The 18,112-nt window shown below is 38.5% G+C and carries 20 protein-coding genes, 1 tRNA gene and 1 pseudogene; 18 read left to right on the top strand and 4 right to left on the bottom strand.

The window, feature by feature from the left end; translation table 11 throughout:
- Positions 1-2 precede the first annotated feature (2 nt).
- From DW019_RS12410 to DW019_RS12330, 14 genes and pseudogenes are all read left to right on the top strand, one after another.
- Positions 3-914 (top strand): conjugal transfer protein, encoded by a 912-nt coding sequence (locus tag DW019_RS12410; RefSeq protein ID WP_003062215.1) that lies wholly within the window; start codon positions 3-5, stop codon positions 912-914.
- Positions 915-1,058: 144 nt separating this feature from the next.
- On the top strand, positions 1,059-1,373 hold the full coding sequence (locus DW019_RS12405) for a DUF6442 family protein (RefSeq protein ID WP_003061887.1): 315 nt from the start codon (positions 1,059-1,061) through the stop codon (positions 1,371-1,373).
- A 1-nt stretch (position 1,374) separates the two neighbouring features.
- Entirely contained in the window at positions 1,375-1,584 is a 210-nt protein-coding gene (locus DW019_RS12400) for a helix-turn-helix transcriptional regulator (RefSeq protein WP_007286202.1), read from the top strand.
- Between the two features lie 14 nt (positions 1,585-1,598).
- Positions 1,599-1,778 (top strand): hypothetical protein, encoded by a 180-nt coding sequence (locus tag DW019_RS15560; RefSeq protein WP_243024158.1) that lies wholly within the window; start codon positions 1,599-1,601, stop codon positions 1,776-1,778.
- A 166-nt stretch (positions 1,779-1,944) separates the two neighbouring features.
- On the top strand, positions 1,945-2,175 hold the full coding sequence (locus tag DW019_RS12390) for a hypothetical protein (RefSeq protein ID WP_003060191.1): 231 nt from the start codon (positions 1,945-1,947) through the stop codon (positions 2,173-2,175).
- A 166-nt stretch (positions 2,176-2,341) separates the two neighbouring features.
- Complete coding sequence (locus DW019_RS12380) at positions 2,342-3,112, top strand: ABC transporter ATP-binding protein (RefSeq protein WP_003061398.1); 771 nt, start codon at positions 2,342-2,344, stop codon at positions 3,110-3,112.
- Entirely contained in the window at positions 3,102-3,944 is an 843-nt protein-coding gene (locus DW019_RS12375; protein WP_003060411.1) for an ABC transporter permease, read from the top strand. Before DW019_RS12380 ends, DW019_RS12375 begins: the two co-directional genes overlap by 11 nt.
- Positions 3,945-3,964: 20 nt before the next feature.
- A complete protein-coding gene (locus DW019_RS12370) occupies positions 3,965-4,048 on the top strand; it encodes a 23S rRNA methyltransferase attenuation leader peptide (protein WP_001814874.1) in 84 nt (27 codons plus the stop codon).
- Between the two features lie 124 nt (positions 4,049-4,172).
- Entirely contained in the window at positions 4,173-4,910 is a 738-nt protein-coding gene (erm(B), locus tag DW019_RS12365) for a 23S rRNA (adenine(2058)-N(6))-methyltransferase Erm(B) (protein WP_008687088.1), read from the top strand.
- A 169-nt stretch (positions 4,911-5,079) separates the two neighbouring features.
- A pseudogene (locus DW019_RS12355) lies at positions 5,080-5,340 on the top strand (topoisomerase DNA-binding C4 zinc finger domain-containing protein); the annotation flags it as partial.
- A gap of 294 nt (positions 5,341-5,634) precedes the next feature.
- Positions 5,635-6,054: a sigma-70 family RNA polymerase sigma factor gene (locus DW019_RS12350; protein ID WP_003061815.1), complete on the top strand. Its 420-nt coding sequence runs from the start codon at positions 5,635-5,637 to the stop codon at positions 6,052-6,054.
- A gap of 3 nt (positions 6,055-6,057) precedes the next feature.
- Positions 6,058-6,312 (top strand): helix-turn-helix domain-containing protein, encoded by a 255-nt coding sequence (locus DW019_RS12345; protein ID WP_002322727.1) that lies wholly within the window; start codon positions 6,058-6,060, stop codon positions 6,310-6,312.
- A gap of 373 nt (positions 6,313-6,685) precedes the next feature.
- Entirely contained in the window at positions 6,686-6,889 is a 204-nt protein-coding gene (locus DW019_RS12335; protein ID WP_002322728.1) for an excisionase, read from the top strand.
- Between the two features lie 77 nt (positions 6,890-6,966).
- On the top strand, positions 6,967-8,157 hold the full coding sequence (locus DW019_RS12330) for a site-specific integrase (RefSeq protein WP_003062094.1): 1,191 nt from the start codon (positions 6,967-6,969) through the stop codon (positions 8,155-8,157).
- A gap of 305 nt (positions 8,158-8,462) precedes the next feature.
- Here the strand turns inward: DW019_RS12330 and clpB are convergent, their stop codons facing one another.
- The 3 genes from clpB to DW019_RS12315 form a co-directional block, all read right to left on the bottom strand.
- Positions 8,463-11,048: an ATP-dependent chaperone ClpB gene (gene clpB, locus DW019_RS12325; protein WP_118443698.1), complete on the bottom strand. Its 2,586-nt coding sequence runs from the start codon at positions 11,046-11,048 to the stop codon at positions 8,463-8,465.
- A gap of 130 nt (positions 11,049-11,178) precedes the next feature.
- Positions 11,179-12,978, bottom strand: coding sequence for an O-antigen ligase family protein (locus DW019_RS12320; protein WP_118443696.1), 1,800 nt, complete (start codon positions 12,976-12,978; stop codon positions 11,179-11,181).
- 3 nt (positions 12,979-12,981) lie between these two features.
- Positions 12,982-13,197, bottom strand: a complete 216-nt coding sequence (locus DW019_RS12315) for a hypothetical protein (protein WP_022376629.1) — start codon at positions 13,195-13,197, stop codon at positions 12,982-12,984.
- Positions 13,198-13,231: 34 nt separating this feature from the next.
- Here DW019_RS12315 and DW019_RS12310 point away from each other — a divergent pair.
- Positions 13,232-13,313 (top strand) — tRNA-Leu (locus DW019_RS12310).
- 630 nt (positions 13,314-13,943) lie between these two features.
- On the opposite strand, the gene DW019_RS12300 is transcribed toward DW019_RS12310, so the two are convergent.
- On the bottom strand, positions 13,944-16,184 hold the full coding sequence (locus tag DW019_RS12300; RefSeq protein WP_118443694.1) for a family 43 glycosylhydrolase: 2,241 nt from the start codon (positions 16,182-16,184) through the stop codon (positions 13,944-13,946).
- A gap of 385 nt (positions 16,185-16,569) precedes the next feature.
- On the opposite strand from DW019_RS12300, the gene DW019_RS12295 reads away from it, so the two are divergent.
- The 3 genes from DW019_RS12295 to DW019_RS12285 form a co-directional block, all read left to right on the top strand.
- A complete protein-coding gene (locus DW019_RS12295; RefSeq protein ID WP_117479069.1) occupies positions 16,570-16,959 on the top strand; it encodes a type IIL restriction-modification enzyme MmeI in 390 nt (129 codons plus the stop codon).
- Between the two features lie 88 nt (positions 16,960-17,047).
- Entirely contained in the window at positions 17,048-17,218 is a 171-nt protein-coding gene (locus tag DW019_RS15170) for a hypothetical protein (RefSeq protein ID WP_182431132.1), read from the top strand.
- 81 nt (positions 17,219-17,299) lie between these two features.
- On the top strand, positions 17,300-18,112 hold an 813-nt coding region (locus DW019_RS12285), incomplete at its 3' end, for a UPF0236 family protein (protein WP_182431131.1).

Genomic DNA, 18,112 nt, shown 5'->3' with positions numbered 1-18,112 from the left:
ATATGTTTAAGAAGAATAAGAAACAGACAGAAACTATCAAAGAACCAAAAGAAAAAAAGGTGCGTACTGTCAAGGTAGGCACACATAAGAAAACCGTGATTGCGTTGTGGGTGGTGCTTGTCGCAAGCGTGAGCTTTGGGGTGTATAAGAATTTTACGGCTATCGACCAGCACACCACCCATGAAAAAGAAATCATTGAACTTTGCTTGCAGGACACCAACGGGATAGAAAATTTCGTGAAAAACTTTGCGAAGTCCTATTACACATGGGATAACAGCAAAGAAGCTATCGAAGCAAGGACGCAGGCAATCAGCGGTTATCTGACAAAGGAATTGCAGGACTTAAATGTAGACACCATTAGAACCGATATACCGACCAGCTCCACGGTTACAGATGTGATTGTATGGCATATCGAGCAATCGGGAGCGGACACTTTTTCTGCTACCTACGAAGTAGATCAGCAGATAAAAGAGGGAGAACAGACAAGCAATGTGAAAGCAACCTATACTGTAAAAGTCTATGTGGACGCAGACGGGGATATGGTAATCGTTCAAAACCCTACCCTTGCACCAGCAGTTGAAAAATCAGACTATGAGCCTAAGACACCAGAAGCAGACGCAAGCGTGGACGCTGATACGGTAAATGACGCTACCGCTTTTCTGGAAACATTCTTTAAGCTGTACCCAACAGCGACGGAAAAAGAGCTTGCTTACTATGTATTGGGAAATGTGATTGAACCTATCGGCAGGGACTACCTTTATTCTGAACTGGTAAACCCTATCTTTATAAAGGACGGCGACAATGTGAAAGTCAAGGTTGCGGTAAAATTCATTGATAATCAGACAAAAGCGACGCAGGTATCGCAGTATGAGCTTGTGCTACATAAGGATAGTAACTGGAAGATTGTAGGATAAATGATATAGCGTGCATTTCCTATCAGATTTGCACGCTTTTACAAAACGACAAGAAAACTGTGCAAAAATATTGACTTGTAATGACCGAATGCTATAATATAAATGACAAGTGTACTTGGTATTATTTGAAGGGAGCGTTATATAATGGATAAAGAAAAAATACTATCACAAAACAAAAAAGAGAATCTATATCTTGATGAATACGAAAAACATATTAAACTTCAAGGGAAATCTTTTGGCTTAATGTTTGTTTTATTTATCTGCATTTTAATTCTTTTCATTAAAGCAGTTTGTAAAGAACCTTACTATGACATAATGACAATTATTGGGTCTGTGGCATTTGGCTCTATGGGTTATGAAGCACATATTTCAAAAAATAAATCCAAATTTGTTATTGCTTTATTCTTTTTTCTATTTATGGGGTATTACTTTTATAAATTTTTAATGGTAGGTTTATAGAATGGACGAACATTTAATTTTGCGAAACAGATTAAAAACTGTACGAAAAGAAAAAAAATTATCACAAACAGAATTAGCTGAACTAGTCGGGGTTTCTCGGAATACAGTTAGTTCTATTGAAACTGGACAATTTAATCCAACAGCAAAATTGGCATTAGTGCTTTGTATAGCTTTAGATAAAAAATTTGAAGAATTATTTTATTTTGATTAAAGGAGAGAACGATTATGGAATTAGAGGAATTGATTGTTGAAATAGTTATAGGATTGTTTTTACTTTTTACATCTTATCAAATAGGTATAAAAGAGAATATTACTTTATTACATGGTTATCATTATACACAACTTGACCCTAAAGATAAAAAGGTGTTTACAAAAAAAAATAGGAATAGGCACTTTACTGGTTAGTATTGGTATTCTTGTTATGCCGATTATCAATTTAATCTCTCATTCTGAATTAGGCTATTACATAGGTCTTATTTTGATTGTTGTAGGAGTGTTTTATATCATATTCATCATTGTAAAATACAATGGAAAACTTATTAGCTTTAAAAAGTAGAATTGAGGTATGAATATGATAGGACTGAACAAAAGAGATATAAAAAAGGCATTGAAAGCTGGTGCAAAAGCTGGCGGTGTATCATTGGCTGATGTTCGGGCGGATATTGAAGCTACGATTGATGAAGCTATGAATAGCACCGACCCAGAGGTGCAGGCAAATTTCAAAAAGTATTTTGGGAATAAACGCCCTACACCAGAAGAATATATTTATATCATTACGAAAAAGACAAAGGCAAAATTATAATAAAAGGGTCGTGGAAATGCTTCACAAAATTGTGATCTGCATTATCACGGCTCTTTTACTCTCTGTTTACTTTCAAAACTGTAAGTGTAATTGAATACTGCCCTTGCTATAATTTAATTGTATTCCAAAACAAATAAATGTGGCAGGAAGAAAGGAGCGATTTTTAATGGAACACATTTTAAATTTAGAGCAAGTAAAAAAATACTACGGGGGTAACTCTGGAAATATCACAAAGGCAGTAGACGGTATTTCTATGTATGTAGATAAGGGCGAATTTGTCGCAATCATGGGAGCTAGTGGTTCTGGAAAGACTACCCTATTAAACTGTATCTCTACGATTGATACTGTAACCAGCGGACACATTACAGTCAATAATCAAGATATTACCAAAATCAAGGATAAAGATTTTGCTGATTTCAGACGTGAAAATTTAGGGTTCATTTTTCAAGATTTCAACCTTTTAGATACTTTAACGATTGGAGAAAACATTTCTTTATCATTGGTTATCAACAAACAGAACCCTACTGATATTGAGAAAAGAGTTCATGCTATCGCCGATAAATTGGGTATTCGTGATATTTTATCGAAATTTCCTTATGAAGTTTCTGGCGGACAAAAACAGCGTTGTGCTTGTGCTAGAGCCTTAATCAATGAACCGAAACTGATTTTAGCTGATGAACCGACGGGAGCTTTGGACTCAAAAGCTTCCAGATTATTACTGGAAACAATGTCTGAAATCAACAAGAAAATGCAGGCTACTATTTTAATGGTAACACATGACCCGTTTAGTGCGTCTTTCTGTGAACGTATTTTGTTCTTGAAAGACGGTAAAATATTCAATGAAATTTTCAGAGGGGAAAAAAGCAGAAAAGATTTCTTCAATGAAATACTGGATATATTAACCTTGCTCGGAGGTGAAGTGGGAAATGTTAGGTAAGTTAGCGTATAGAAATACAAAAAGAAATATTAAAGATTATTTGATTTATCTGATAACCGTTACTGCATCCTTTTCTCTTATATTTGCTTTTAATTTGGTGGCAAATTCTGATGAAATTGTAAAGTTATGTTCCAGTATGGATGCATTTAAGAATTCATTGTTCGCTGTAAATATTCTTATTATTTTTGTGATATGCTTTTTGATCAACTATACAACGAAATTTATGTTTGAAAAAAGAAGTAAAGAATTAGGAACATATATGCTTCTTGGCATTAAGAAAAAAGAAATTGCCCACTTAGTTGTAATTGAAAATATACTGTTGGGAATTTTAGCATTTGTATTAGCTATTCCTATTGGCTTTTTATTCAGCCAGTTTGTGTCGTTAGTAATTGTAAACTTACTGGGTATTCCAAAAACTCTCTTTATTTCTTTGAATTTCGTTTCTATTGGACTATTGATAATTTATTTTTTAACTATTTATGTTTTGGTTTTGCTTAATCTATTAAGAAGAATAAGTAAAATGACGATACGTGATTTTCTTTATTTTGACAAACAAAATGAAAAGAAAATGTTCCGTGACAGTAAAAAAAGAAATGTCATTTTTGTTTTAAGTATTATTCTTGGTGCGATTTCTCTTTTTCTCTGGAATTCACGTTGTACTATGGATAATTTTAATAAGCAAGAAACACTTACTTATTTGATGGTAAGCGTAATCATGTTGATTATCAGCATTTATGGTATATCTACAACTTGTGCAGATATGTTCTTGACTGTTATCTTAAAATTTTGTATAATAGGAATTGAAGTTAAATTAGATGCTAAAAATTTGTAATTAAGAAGGAGGGATTCGTCATGTTGGTATTCCAAATGCGTAATGTAGATAAAACATCTACTGTTTTGAAACAGACTAAAAACAGTGATTACGCAGATAAATAAATACGTTAGATTAATTCCTACCAGTGACTAATCTTATGACTTTTTAAACAGATAACTAAAATTACAAACAAATCGTTTAACTTCTGTATTTATTTACAGATGTAATCACTTCAGGAGTGATTACATGAACAAAAATATAAAATATTCTCAAAACTTTTTAACGAGTGAAAAAGTACTCAACCAAATAATAAAACAATTGAATTTAAAAGAAACCGATACCGTTTACGAAATTGGAACAGGTAAAGGGCATTTAACGACGAAACTGGCTAAAATAAGTAAACAGGTAACGTCTATTGAATTAGACAGTCATCTATTCAACTTATCGTCAGAAAAATTAAAACTGAATACTCGTGTCACTTTAATTCACCAAGATATTCTACAGTTTCAATTCCCTAACAAACAGAGGTATAAAATTGTTGGGAATATTCCTTACCATTTAAGCACACAAATTATTAAAAAAGTGGTTTTTGAAAGCCGTGCGTCTGACATCTATCTGATTGTTGAAGAAGGATTCTACAAGCGTACCTTGGATATTCACCGAACACTAGGGTTGCTCTTGCACACTCAAGTCTCGATTCAGCAATTGCTTAAGCTGCCAGCGGAATGCTTTCATCCTAAACCAAAAGTAAACAGTGTCTTAATAAAACTTACCCGCCATACCACAGATGTTCCAGATAAATATTGGAAGCTATATACGTACTTTGTTTCAAAATGGGTCAATCGAGAATATCGTCAACTGTTTACTAAAAATCAGTTTCATCAAGCAATGGAACACGCCAAAGTAAACAATTTAAGTACCATTACTTATGAGCAAGTATTGTCTATTTTTAATAGTTATCTATTATTTAACGGGAGGAAATAATTCTATGAGTCGCTTTTTTAAATTTGGAAAGTTACACGTTACTAAAGGGAATGGAGATAAATTATTAGATATACTACTGACAGCTTCCAAGAAGCTAAAGAGGTCCCTAGCGCCTACGGGGAATTTGTATCGATAAGGGGTACAAATTCCCACTAAGCGCTCGGGACCCCTTGTAGGAAAATGTCCTAAGTGTGGCAACAATATTGTATTAAAAAAATCGTTTTATGGTTGTTCAAATTATCCTGAATGTAAGTTTACTTTAGCTGAACATTTTAGAAAGAAAAAACTAACCAAAACGAATGTAAAAGAATTACTGGAGGGAAAAGAAACCCTGGTAAAAGGAATCAAAAACAAAGAGAAAAAGCCCTACAATGCCGTTGTAAAAATTGGGGAAAAGGGATATATTGATTTTATCTCTTTTTCAAAATAAACATAAAAGCCCTTTAAAGAGGGCTTTTATATATTAATCACAAATCACTTATCACAAATCACAAGTGATTAATCACAAATCACTTGTGATTTGTGATTCTTAATGATACAATATTACTATGTTTTAGCTTTAAAGGCTCGTACAGACTATATGTTTTGTGCGGGCTTTTTTCATACCCGAAAAAATTTAAAAAATTTTTCAAAAGAGGTCATTAAATCACACCTAGCTGTCCTTATATGGTGCGGAAAGAGGGATAAACACTTTTCAAATCATAAAGGAAAGGAGGTGAGATTGATGAAACCGTCTGACTTCCAGAAAACAGTTCAATGTCGTTTTGAAAGTTGTTTAAAGAAAGTTGTCCGTAGTGTCGTGAAAGATTATTACAAGGAATTAAACCGTCGTAAGAATAAAGAAATATCTTTCAGCGAATTGCCAGATGTCCTTGTTGATAAAATGGCTGTTTGGGACGACTACGAAACAGATTATACAATCTTTTCAGTATGTGGCATTGATATTCGTGTCCTTGATGATGAATTGGCAGAAGCCTTGAAGAAACTTCCAGAAAGAAAACGCAATACTCTGTTGATGTATTACTTCTTGGAAATGACAGAAAGTGAAATTGCCAACTTGCAGAAAATCACGCAAAGCGGTGTATTTAGAAACCGACATCACGCTTTGGAAACTATGAAAAAAATACTCAAGGAGGAACATTAGAAAATGAAACAGTTATTTAAGAAACCGTCTTATTACTTGATTTCATCAGCTATGGACGGAAACGAAAAAGCGATTGAAAAATTACTGGCATTTTATGACCCTTACATATCAAAGTGCTGTTTGCGTTCACTTTATGATGAATACGGCAATGTTTATATCGTTGTAGATATGGAATTAAAAGGACGTATCAGAGAAGCACTTATCAAAATGATTTTAGGTTTTGATATTGAAGATATGGACTTAGAACCAGAAGAATAAGCAGTTTTTAGCGGAGCATGATTTAATATCCCCCTCTTTCCTGCTCTGCCACCTGCTTTTATATGAAAGCAACACGCTTTCACCACAGCTCTTTGACAACTGAATAAAGCAGACAGATACGTTTGTGAGATGGCGAGCCACGGGGACTGTACGCCACGACCTTTTCAAAAGAAAGCGAGCGACCCACGCAGTGATCCGAGAGCGACTGTTGGAAAAGTTGTTTTGCCACGACCTATCCTCACAGAATAATGATACGTCCGCATGGTGCGGTTCTGCCCACAAGAATGGGAATAGTTGAGATACTAATGGAGCTTTCCAAAGCCGTCTGCCTGCTTGTAAAAAACGACACACAGTAAAGGGGGGTGCATAGATTATGAACAATACTGATGTGCCTATTTGGGAAAAATATACGCTGACGGTTGAAGAAGCGTCCAAATACTTCCGCATTGGCGAAAAGAAATTGCGTAAATTAGCCGAAGAAAATCTTGACGCTGGCTGGGTTATCGTGAACGGCAACCGTATTCAGATTAAGCGAAAACAATTTGAAAAAATCATAGATACATTGGACGAAATCTAATGTCATTGAGCCGTAGATATGGTATAATAAATATAGCGTATCACGGCTCGTTCCATGACGGAAAGGAGCTTTACACTATGTCTAATGTAAAACGAAAAGACAGTAAAAATCGCAATTTGCGTAATGGAGAGAGCCAGCGAAAAGACGGAAGATACGTTTATAAATATACCGATATATACGGAAAGCCACAATTTATCTATTCTTGGAAACTTGTACCGACAGACAAGACACCTGCTGGAAAGCGTGATGATATATCGTTGAGGGAAAAAGAAACACAGATTAAAAAAGACCTTAACGACGGTATCGATACAGCAGGCGGTAAAATGACAGTCTGCCAGCTCTACGACAAGAAGAACAGCCAAAGAAAGAACATCAAGAGGGCTACTGAAAAAGGACGACAGTATCTTATGAACGCTCTGAAAAATGACCCATTGGGTATGAGGGCGATTGATACTGTTAAGCAGTCGGACGCTAAAGAATGGGCTATCAGAATGAGCGAAAAAGGATACGCCTATAAAACGATTGATAACTACAAGCGTTCCTTGAAAGCGTCATTTTACATGGCGATACAAGACGACTGTATCAGAAAGAACCCGTTTGAATTTAAGCTAAGTGATGTTCTGGAAGATGATACGGAGCAGAAAGTTATCCTTACACCAGAGCAGGAAGAACGCCTGCTTGCCTTTATGGAAAAGGATAAGATTTACAGCAAGTATTATGATGAGGTTGTGCTTCTGCTGGAAACGGGACTTCGTATTTCTGAATTTTGCGGACTAACGACGCATATTGATATGCAGAACAGAATACTCAATATAGACCACCAGTTATTGAAAGACAGCGAAATCGGCTACTATATTGAAACGCCAAAGACCAAAAACGGAAAACGAGAACTTCCATTGACAGAACGGGCTTATCAAGCAATCCAAAGAATACTAAAGAACAGAGGAAAGGCACAACCGTTGATTGTAGGTGGTTATAGCAATTTCCTATTCTTGAACCGTGAGGGCTTACCTAAAGTTGCAGGAAACTATGAGGGCATGGTGCGAGGACTAATTAAGAAGTATAACAAGTATCACACGGACAAGTTACCGAACATCACACCACATTCATTCCGACATACTTACTGTACGAATATGGCAAACAGAGGAATGAACCCAAACACCCTGCAATATCTTATGGGACACGCTAACATAACCATGACACTTGGCTATTATGCACACGGTACATTTCAATCTGCAAAAGCAGAACTGGAAAGACTGGCTTGTTAATATCGGAGCTTATATTTACTACTCATTTACTACTTTTGGTTGCATTTTCATGCTGGTAAATGCCAGCTTATGCAAGGTATCTTCCAAAAAGAAAATACCGATAAAGCCCTAAAATACGGGATATATCGGCATTTACCAACTTATGAAAAGATAATCAGAAATTTAGTAAGTTTTTATATATAAAAATTTAATTATTCAAAATTTCCCCACGAATAAGAGTATACATAAGAAAAAACTATAATTCAATAAGAACCAATTATATTCCTATCTCCTTATAGTTTTTCCAAAAGAAGTATTATTTTGTTTTAATCCGCCTTACGAATTACTAAAGCATCGTTTTCCACATCCAGAGAAAGCACATCTCCTACTGCCACTTCATCCGCAAGCATCTTCTTCGCCAGCAGAGTTTCGACATTTTTCTGCAAATACCGCTTCAACGGTCTCGCACCATAAACCGGATCGTATGCTTTTTCCACAATATAATCAAGCGCCCTATCTGTAACGGTAAGAGAGATTTCTTTATCCTCAATTCTGCGGTTAATATCCTTGACAAGCAAATCAATGATGCCTCGGATATCGCTTTTTGAAAGAGGCTTAAACATAACAATCTCATCCAGACGGTTCAAAAACTCCGGTCGGAAATGATTTTTCAACTGCGACATCACAAGTTCCTCTGCCTCAGAAGAAATGTTTCCATTGTCATCAATGCCATCCAGCAAAAATTCTGCGCCAAGGTTTGACGTCATAATCAAAATGGTGTTTTTGAAATCCACCGTACGGCCCTGTGAATCCGTGATTCGTCCATCATCCAGCACTTGCAGCAAAACATTAAACACATCAGGATGTGCCTTTTCAATCTCATCAAAAAGGACAACTGAATATGGTCTGCGGCGCACGGCCTCGGTCAACTGTCCGCCCTCTTCATAACCAACATATCCCGGAGGCGCTCCAATCAGACGGGACACGGAATATTTCTCCATATATTCACTCATGTCGATACGAACCATATTGGCTTCATTGTCAAACAAACACTCGGCAAGGCTCTTTGCCAGCTCGGTTTTACCAACACCGGTAGGTCCCATAAAGAGAAATGAACCAATCGGCTTAGTCGGGTCTTTAATGCCTGCTTTGGAACGAATAATCGCATCTGCCACTTTTGTTACGCCATCATCCTGTCCAATCACTCTCTTATGAAGCTCATCATCCAGATGCAGCGTCTTATTTCTCTCCGACTCTGTTAATTTAGCAACCGGGATTCCTGTCCAGCGAGAAATAATCTGAGCAATTTCTTCGTCCGAAACGCTTTCGTGTACCATTTGCTGGTCACTTGTTTTAGCCGCATTTTCCGCTTCGTCCATCAATTGCTGCAAACGTGGCAGCTCGCCATATTCAAGTTCCGATGCACGCTCCAAATCACCGCTGTTTTTCGCCATCTCAATCTGGTTATTCGTATTTTCTATCTCCGTTTTCAATTGATGAATTTTATCAACGGCTGCTTTCTCATTGTCCCAGCGTGCCTTTTTAACCGAAAAGTCTTCCTGTAGTTCACTTAACTCTTTCTGCAGTTCAGTAAGACGTCCCTTACTCAAGTTATCGGTTTCTTTTTTCAGAGCCGCTTCCTCAATCTGCAGCTGCATAATCTTTCGCTGGGTCTCATCGAGTTCTGTCGGCAGCGAATCAAGTTCTGTCTTAATCAGTGCACACGCCTCATCCACCAAATCAATTGCTTTATCCGGCAGGAAACGGTCCGTGATGTAACGGTCTGCCAGTGTTGCCGCTGTCACAAGTGCGCCATCGGTAATTTTTACTCCATGGAAAATTTCATAGCGGTCTTTCAATCCACGCAAAATTGAAATCGTATCTTCTACCGTCGGTTCTTCCACCATTACCGGCTGGAAACGACGTTCCAAAGCTGCATCTTTTTCAATATACATACGGTACTCATCCAATGTTGTCGCACCGATACAGTGCAGTTCACCACGCGCCAGCATTGGCTTTAACAAGTTGCCGGCATCCATTGCACCATCTGTCTTTCCGGCACCGACAATTGTATGAAGTTCGTCGATAAACAAAATAATCTGTCCATCGCTTTCCTTCACTTCCTCAAGCACTGCCTTCAGACGTTCCTCAAACTCACCGCGGTACTTCGCACCGGCTACCAAAGCACCCATATCCAGTGCAAATACCTGTTTATTTTTCAAACCTTCCGGCACATCGCCGCGCACAATACGCTGTGCTAATCCCTCAACTACGGCAGTTTTACCAACACCTGGTTCACCAATCAGAACGGGATTATTTTTCGTCTTTCGCGACAAAATACGAATCATGTTACGGATTTCTTCATCTCGTCCAATTACTGGGTCTAATTTCTGGTCCTTTGCCTGCTCCACCAAATCCGTTCCATACTTAGACAAACTCTCGTAAACTGCCTCCGGATTATCTGTCGTCACCTTCTGATTGCCACGCACCTGAGAAAGAGCCTGCAAAAATCTTTCCCTGTCAATGTTAAATTCCTTAAATAACTTCTTTATCTCCGGTGATGCTTTACGAAGCATGCTTAAGAACAAATGCTCCACGGAAATGTATTCATCACCCATTGCCTTTGCTTCGTTTTCGGCATAAATCAGAACTTTATTCAAATCATTGCCAACGTAAATCTGACCGCCTTCTACTTTTGGCCGTTTATTAATCAAGCCTTCCACCTGCGCCTGGAAAACGACCGGGTCAATGTCCATCTTCTTTAACAGACTGACAATCAAGCTGTCATCGACCGTCAGCATATTGTATAACAAATGCTCCTGCGCCAGCTCCTGATTTCCAAAATCGTATGCCGTCTTTTCAAGATTATTTACAATCTCCATTGATTTCTGTGTAAATTTACTAATGTTCATGTCGTTCACTCCCTTCAGTTTCAGTGAAATACAATCTCTTGTATGTTCTATCATATCTATAACACAGTTATAATATAGCACTCGCTGTTAGCACTGTCAAGAGATGAGTGCTAATTTTTTTCAAAAATTTTTATTCGCTGCGTAAAACAGTAAACGCCACCCCAAACAAAACCCAAAATACCGGTGCCACGCAGATGGATGAGTCATTGGCAAGCCCCGCCACAAAATATCCGCTAACTCCACACAGAAATGCCAAAGAAATTTTGTGACTATGATTCCATTTTCCTTTTTTGAAACATTTACGGATGGTTCTGCCAAAAAGCAGCAGATACAACGCTAAAAATGCAAGCAGCGCAGGCAGTCCATCCTGAACCCAAATCTGCAAGTACATATTATGTGGCTTTGTAACAATCTGTTCATTGAAACCACAATTCACTTTTCCTACATAATCATCATTCGGAAATGCATACGCAAAATTATCCTGACCTACACCAAGAAGTAATGCACGCTTCAACAGCGGAAATGTGCGCGACCAGATATAGCCACGGTTTGACGCAAAATCATAATGTCCTTCCATACCAAAAGATTCCACATAGTGAAGCATATCCGGCTTCCCAACTCCGTTAATGTAACGCAGCCCCACACCAAGCATAGCAAAATCCCACGAATATTTATCATCCACCGTAAGACGCAATACATCAAAATAAGTTTTCTGCTCCTGATACGTAATTTGACGCTTAGTCGCCTCAAACAAAAGTCCCTGATACGCATCCCCTTTTAACTTAACACCACTGAAGGAATCGCCTGTCATTTCAATCTTTTTTCCATTCTCATTCAAAGCCTCAAATTCGTAAACCGTTGCATCGGCATCCCACCGAAGCGTAATCATTTTCCCTGAATGCAATGTAATTTTCACACTCGTGCCATCTGAAATCATAGAAGAAATATGGCTGCTGCACGGCTCTCCATTTCCCTTTATGACAGAGCGAAAGAATGTCGGATTTTTCCACAAAAACAAAGCTACAAGTCCGACTGCCACAACAAATACGCCACAAAGAATCTTCCTATTTTTATGGATATCCGAAAACAAAAACAACACCGCCACGCATACTGCCGCACCTACACCAACCATCCCGGCAAGCGAACCGGAACCCTTTAGCATAATAAGCTGGCACACAGCGGATGCCGCCGCCACAATTTTATATCTGTTTTTTCCATCCTGTACCGCCTCATAAATGGTAAGCGGAAGCACAAGTGCCACATAGGACCCAACATAATTAGGATTGTAAAGTGTTGCATAAGAAACCCCTTTTCCAAAACTTGCCGTAATTCCATTAAACTTCTTAGGCAGCGCATGCATAAACATGGTAAAAAAAGGCGTTGTGACATCATTTGCCAGATAATCCACACCAAAAGCCTGTAACGCCCCTAAAACAGAAAGAATCAGCGACCCAATTAATAGCGCATGTACAATCACTTGAATTTTATTTTCACTCGATAAAAGAAAATAAGCAAGACAAAAAAGAGCAACATAAGCAGTCACCACAAGTACGCCTTCCATTTGCTCAAATCCACCGAATAACGCATCTATTTTTTCATCCGCAAGCAATGCCGATATTGCGGTAACACCCCAAAATACTGCCAGTAAAATCAAAACAATTTTCTGATTTTTAGTCGTCCACACCGCTTTTGCCTGCACCCGCATCCACTGCGCAGCACAAAACAAAATAATAATCACAGCTCCTAAAAGAATCAGTGCTCCCCGCTTAAAGCCAAGAAAAAAATCAACAAATGAACCGCCGGACGCCCATGTATATTTCCCAATTCCCGATGAATACGAAGTCATCATTGTCAATAAGGGAACAACTGCCACGGCAAGAACCAGTGGCAGCATATAAAAATCAAATGAAGTTTTCTTTGACTGTTCCATCCTTTATACCTCTTCTTCTTTGGTCGAATCCGTAACGCCTGCCACAATCGCAGCTACCGCAGCAACCACAACAATCACTGCTACAATGGCAATCGCCGTAAATACACCAAGTGCTACTAATGCTCCCATACTCTCATCGTCCTTTCTCTCTTTATTTCCAACATCATTTGTAATAAGTATAACACTATCTTTCCCATTTTGCACGAATAAATTTGACAAGCCTATCTCTTGTCTGTTATAATTTCACTTGTTTGCGGATATGGCGGAATTGGCAGACGCGCTAGATTTAGGTTCTAGTGGGGAATCCCGTGCAGGTTCAAGTCCTGTTATCCGCACGATAGCTAAGAGAAGTGCATAGCGGGGTGTGGGCGGCTGACGCGAGCTTGCTCGCAGGCAGACGCATCACAATCCGCGTATATACGGCGATAGCCGTGGGACAAGCGTTTCGGAGAAACGCTTGTATGCACTTCGCTTCAAAGGCTGAAAACATTCTATTTTATGAGTGTTTTTCAGCCTTTTTCTTTCTGAAAAACTGCAAAAATTCCGTTTGTTCTAACCAAAATTCTAACAAATTTTCATTTTTTACGATTCTCGTATAAATCTATCTGATTTCTGCTTTCTGGAAAGGTGGAAATTCAAATGAATCTGCCTTGGCACCACACGTTTCTTTCTCTCCACCTATCTGCCACATTTACCATAGTTAATTCCGAGTAGTTATTGGACTTTAGTTTGTATTGCAACCTTATCCTTAACTATAGCCTGATGTGATTTCTGTTCGTCAGACCAGAGATTTGCCATCCGACTTCCTTCAGATTCCACCTCACGATGGACACCCTTGTCTTTGGCTGTATCCTTCCCACTACTAGGGCGGATTAGGGACTTTCACCCATTAGAAACGTGCGCCGCAAGGCGCACAATAAAAAAACTGCCGGCAAGACAATCTTGCCGGCAGAAATGGTATCGTTTTATTTTACTTTGTAATAATCAAAATCAACATATCCACCAGCTTCTTTTGTTGCATAATTTACAAGCCAGCTTCTTGTTCCCATAAATGTTGTCGCAGTATCAAATCCAAGTGAGAATGTTTCGCCTATGCTCTTCCAATTCTCTCCATCTAAACTATAGAAGAAGTTTGCTCTATCTGCTCTTGTCTTGCCTGTATTAAAGGCATACTCAATCTTAAGATATACTGGTGCGTTTCCTTCGATCTTTTCTTTAGAAACAGCATTTTCTTTTATCTTATCCTCTTTCTTCGCCTTTGCACCACTATTCGTATCACTATTGCAGCCCTGGAATACGTAACGGTTACCATTTTCATCGCATTTTACACCAACCATTCCATAGTGTGCACTGATTGCAGCAAGACCTGCATAATCACCCGGTTTCATATTTTCTGTCAAAACGCATGTCTCTGATGTAAAGTTAGGCCCTACCGTTCTTTGTGTCAGAGAGTTTCTTGCAAACCAGATATTCCCTGCTACCTTACCGTTTTTAATTCGATAATAACCAGGATTTTCTGTTACTGACCAGTTGGCGTCATCCGGATTATGGTTCCACTGCCATACTTTCTTTAGGCTGTCACCTTCCTTAAAATCCGGATAGGAGAAATCATCATCACCAACAATGTAATTTTCCTTATCACTCTTATTCAACTGGATAGTAAGTGGATTCTTAACCTTCTGGCTTGTTCCAAGACAATTTACAAAGTTTCCTTTATCATCATAGTAACCCATCATCGGCCAGTCTGGATAATACTTGTTATTCTTTGTATCAACATAATCCCAGTTTACAGCAAGTATAGACGGAACACGACCAAGACCATCATGATCCTGGAAAAGGAATCCATACCAGTCACCATAGATCGTGTCCACAATACCACCCTGTGCGATACCGGTTCCATACTCATATGTAGAGCCTTCAAAGATCAATTGAGCTTCCCAGTCTGACGCCTTACTATCATACAATTTTTTACTTCTATAGCATACTTCTCTACGGAACCAGCTTCCATAAGAACCAATGATCATAAGGTAATAGTAATCACCAATCTTATAAGCATGAGCACCTTCCCATAAAGACCACTTGAATCCGCCCAATGTCTTATTAAACAGTGCTCTTGAACCGCCTTCTTTTACAACTTTTCCAATTCCACCTTCTGCCGATGATTCTTTTAAAGAAATCTTCTGAATGTTATTTCCATTGTAGATAACATACATTCCGTCACCGTCAAAGATCAATGCCGGGTCATGGAAACTTGTCTGTATGTAATATGCTTTCCACGTACCATTCTCGATATCCGGTGTCGTGTAACAATAAAAACCATCATTGTTAACATTGTAGATTACATAGAAAAGTTTTGTTTTTTCATTGTATTTTAATGATGCTGCCCAGGAACCATTCTTATATGTCTGCTGTCCGTTCTCAAGATTAAATAAATCCCTGTTCGGGAAACGGTTACATGCATAGTTTACAATTTCCCAATGAACAAGATCTGTCGACTTCATAACAGGGACACCAGGAACAAGGTTCATCGTTGTACTTACCATGTAGTAGTTCTGACCAACACGAATTATATCCAGATCCGGCACATCGGATGCAATACCCGGATAGTCCGCTACAGTAAGATTGTTCTTATCTAATTCCGGCATACCAGGCGCCAATGTTGGACGTGGTGCAGGAGATCTCGTTACGATCGGTGTTGGTGTTGCCGGCTCCGATGCGGCTGGCGTTGCTGATGCTGTCGGCTCAACCGGTGCTGTTGCAGACGGTGTCGCTGTAGGTGTCGCTGTAGGTGTTGCCTTGTTTACCGTTTCCGGTGTTGGCGTTGCTACATTCTTCTTTTTCATGCCAGTTACCGTAACTTTAACCTTTCCCAATGTTCTTTTCTTCTTTTTACCTTTTTTCTTTTTACCTTTTTTCAAAACTTCTTTTACTGTTATAGTCGCTTTTCCAGCTTTTATTCCGGTAACCTTCCCTTTTGATGTTACTTTTGCCACTTGTTTGTTACTGCTGGTAAAAGAATAAGAATATTTCTTAGTTTTATTCTTGATCAATATACTCTTTTTCTTTCCAACCTTAACAGAAATCTTCTTGGTCTTAAGAGAAGCCTTAGCCTTTGCTTCTACATCACTTCCGGCGCTGGATAGTGTTGTGATACAAAGAGCCAAAACCATAAGGCCTGCGATTACTTTTCTACTTGCTATTTGCATAATTACCTCCTTCTAAATTGTAAATTGACTAAAATAATATTTTAATTATAGCCCTATCTGTAAGATTATTCTATGATATATTTGGTACTTAAATTGAATTTTCTAGTATCTGTTTTCCTTTATAACAAAAAAAATCCACAGGTAACATTCCTGTGGTTGAAGAACTTCCGTCCTTCGCCTTTTCTTCTTCTGTTACCTCTTTTCAGTACCTTTGTAGACAATATTAACGCATATTTGATAGAAGCACCCGATATTTTTATCGAAAATAGAAAAAAACCATTAGTAGTGTTTCGAATGTAGTTTTTGGGAGTATGCCGAATGATGGAGGAATTTTACTTTTGAAAACAAAGAAGAAATAGTTAAGAAATATCCTCTTGCAAGAAGCATGTTTAAACCATTTATTGGAGCAAAAGAATTCTTACATAATAAAGAAAGGTATTGTCTTTGGTTAAAGGATATTTCACCTAACGAAGTCAAAAAAGTTCCACCAGTTATGGATGCGGTCTTGAAAGTGAAATTGCTTCGTGAAAATAGTAATCGTGAAGCTACTAAAAAACTTGCTGAATATCCGATGCTATTTGGGGAAGTTCGACAACCGGAGGATACATATATCATTATTCCAAGACATTCATCGCAGAATCGCAGATACATACCTTTAGGATTTATGTCACCAGATGTGATTTGTGGAGATTCAAATCTTCTTATGCCGAATGCTACCTTGTATGATTTTGGAATAATGACAGAGTTGTCATGCAAGCATATGGGTTTAATGTGAAAACAATGACGGAGAGCGAGTGTGTGGCTGAACTTATGAAGATGTGTCAGGCGATGACGGAAGGTAGAAAGCAAAAATGAACGCATCTGTGAATAAAGAATTATTAACAATTCTTTTAGGTGCAGGAGCCATGCTGGATGCAACAGATAATGAGTTATCATGTGAGAAAATCAAGAATAAGGTTATAGCCCAGAGACAACGTGTGTTTGTAAATAGCAACGAGAAAATTATTTATGAAGCTAGAGTAAAGTTTTTGTAGGAAAATAAAAAAATAGAAAACACCGGATTCCTGTGTTAGGATTTAAGGTGACCAAACCAACAATCCAAGGAGGGTGCTTTCATGATTAACAGTATACAACATTTTCAGGAACAAGGGGTAAAAAATTTAACAGAAATTTTTAGTCACTATACAGATGACCTTACCAAATTTGCAGAAATGGTTTATGGAGTGACTAAAGAGGTAACGAAGTTAGGGCTTTCCCTGATTGAAGAAGAACTGGAAAGCTATGATGAACTGCTGCGTAAACGACAGGACCTGCGAAAAGGCTGGTACATTGAACGCCGGGATGAAACGAAGCTTCTGACCAGTCTGGGAGAAATCTGTTACAGTAGGACGTATTTTCACAATAAAGAACCCGGGGAATACTGCTATCTGTTAGATCGTCTCATGGGCTTGGAATCGCATGCCCGTATTTCAGAGGATGCAGAAGCCAGAATACTGGAGGAGGCTGTGGAAAGCAGTTACCGGAAAGGCGGAATCAATGCCTGTATCGGGAAACAGGAGGTAAGCAAGGAAACTGTAATGAATAAGCTTCATACCCTTGAGTTTCCGTTACTGGAGCCGCTGAAGGAGAAACGCAGAGTAAGCCGTCTGTATATCGATGCAGATGAAGACCATGTTTCACTGCAGTATCTTGAAAAAAAGGGTGACATTAAAAAGCCACGCACCAATACCGTTATGCCAAAGTTTATCTATGTCTATCCGGATGTAAGTTTCGATGGGAGTAAGCATGAACTGGTAAACTGCCATTACTCTGGTGGGGACTATGCTGGGACGAAAGGAACGAAGGCGTTATGGCAGGAAGTGTTTGATTTTATTGCAGAGAGCTATGACGAGGAAGTGCTGGAGAAAATATATATAAACGGAGACGGA

The sequence above is a fragment of the Clostridium sp. AF37-5 genome (assembly GCF_003477605.1).
Taxonomy (GTDB): Bacteria; Bacillota; Clostridia; order Lachnospirales; family Lachnospiraceae; genus Eubacterium_F.
The sequence above is the reverse complement of the archived record's forward strand: the minus strand, read 5'-3'. Positions and strand labels throughout refer to the sequence as shown.

What these genes read in the sequence shown, in the direction of transcription:
- DW019_RS12410 (WP_003062215.1), top strand. Translation starts at nt 3, where the DNA reads ATGTTTAAGAAGAATAAGAAACAGACAGAAACTATCAAAGAACCAAAA.
- DW019_RS12405 (WP_003061887.1), top strand. Translation starts at nt 1,059, where the DNA reads ATGGATAAAGAAAAAATACTATCACAAAACAAAAAAGAGAATCTATAT.
- DW019_RS12400 (WP_007286202.1), top strand. Translation starts at nt 1,375, where the DNA reads ATGGACGAACATTTAATTTTGCGAAACAGATTAAAAACTGTACGAAAA.
- DW019_RS15560 (WP_243024158.1), top strand. Translation starts at nt 1,599, where the DNA reads ATGGAATTAGAGGAATTGATTGTTGAAATAGTTATAGGATTGTTTTTA.
- DW019_RS12390 (WP_003060191.1), top strand. Translation starts at nt 1,945, where the DNA reads ATGATAGGACTGAACAAAAGAGATATAAAAAAGGCATTGAAAGCTGGT.
- DW019_RS12380 (WP_003061398.1), top strand. Translation starts at nt 2,342, where the DNA reads ATGGAACACATTTTAAATTTAGAGCAAGTAAAAAAATACTACGGGGGT.
- DW019_RS12375 (WP_003060411.1), top strand. Translation starts at nt 3,102, where the DNA reads ATGTTAGGTAAGTTAGCGTATAGAAATACAAAAAGAAATATTAAAGAT.
- DW019_RS12370 (WP_001814874.1), top strand. Translation starts at nt 3,965, where the DNA reads ATGTTGGTATTCCAAATGCGTAATGTAGATAAAACATCTACTGTTTTG.
- DW019_RS12350 (WP_003061815.1), top strand. Translation starts at nt 5,635, where the DNA reads ATGAAACCGTCTGACTTCCAGAAAACAGTTCAATGTCGTTTTGAAAGT.
- DW019_RS12345 (WP_002322727.1), top strand. Translation starts at nt 6,058, where the DNA reads ATGAAACAGTTATTTAAGAAACCGTCTTATTACTTGATTTCATCAGCT.
- DW019_RS12335 (WP_002322728.1), top strand. Translation starts at nt 6,686, where the DNA reads ATGAACAATACTGATGTGCCTATTTGGGAAAAATATACGCTGACGGTT.
- DW019_RS12330 (WP_003062094.1), top strand. Translation starts at nt 6,967, where the DNA reads ATGTCTAATGTAAAACGAAAAGACAGTAAAAATCGCAATTTGCGTAAT.
- clpB (WP_118443698.1), bottom strand. Translation starts at nt 11,048, where the DNA reads ATGAACATTAGTAAATTTACACAGAAATCAATGGAGATTGTAAATAAT.
- DW019_RS12320 (WP_118443696.1), bottom strand. Translation starts at nt 12,978, where the DNA reads ATGGAACAGTCAAAGAAAACTTCATTTGATTTTTATATGCTGCCACTG.
- DW019_RS12300 (WP_118443694.1), bottom strand. Translation starts at nt 16,184, where the DNA reads ATGCAAATAGCAAGTAGAAAAGTAATCGCAGGCCTTATGGTTTTGGCT.
- DW019_RS12295 (WP_117479069.1), top strand. Translation starts at nt 16,570, where the DNA reads ATGTTTAAACCATTTATTGGAGCAAAAGAATTCTTACATAATAAAGAA.